Raw genomic sequence first — 692 nt, 5'->3', positions numbered from 1 at the left:
CGTCGTGAGTTAGCTGAGGCCAAGATGGATAATGAGTTCTTGTCAAAAGCCACCGCCTTCTTCGCTGCGAAGCAACGCGATCGGAAAAATTTGAGCTAATGCAGCCAGAGCAAGGCGAACTACAGCATCAAACGAATGAGCAGGTTATTAGAGGTTTCTCGTTCTGGCTACTATAAATGGCAAAAGGCTCAAGCAGTACGGCTTCGTGGTGAAAATCAGCGTCAGAGATTCCTCGACCAGTTAGACAGGAAAATTCATGACATCTGGGAAGATTCTGACGAAGTCTACGGTGCCCCACGGATTACTGCAGAACTCGCCGAGGGTGGGGTCTATGTGAATCGCAAAACCGTGGCCAAACGCATGCGGATGATGGGTATTGAAGGCATCTCACCCAGGGCGTTTGTTCCCGTAACGACGATTCAATCCAAGCGGAAGTCAACGCTTCCAGACCTAGTGAAACGCCTATTTGATCAAGGGCAGCTTAATCGAGTGTGGATGTCGGATATTACCTATCTACGCACGAATGAGGGCTGGCTGTACCTATGCGTTATCCGCGATGGACACTCCCGCCGAGTCCTAGGCTGGTCCATGGATAGTGTGCAGGATTCTTACCTAGTTGAACGTGCACTGCGCATGGCTTACACCCTGCGTGGTGAAGTACCCGACGGCGTGGTCTTCCACGCCGATCGTGG

General features: G+C 51.6%; 1 protein-coding gene. It reads left to right on the top strand.

The window, feature by feature from the left end; translation table 11 throughout:
• Positions 1 to 135: 135 nt before the first annotated feature.
• The coding region (locus ABRP95_RS12060) for an IS3 family transposase (RefSeq protein ID WP_349839494.1) at positions 136 to 692 on the top strand (557 nt) is incomplete at its 3' end.

This window comes from Corynebacterium sp. KPL2895 (genome assembly GCF_040225815.1).
GTDB lineage: Bacteria > Actinomycetota > Actinomycetes > Mycobacteriales > Mycobacteriaceae > Corynebacterium > Corynebacterium rhinophilum.
The sequence above is the reverse complement of the archived record's forward strand: the minus strand, read 5'-3'. Positions and strand labels throughout refer to the sequence as shown.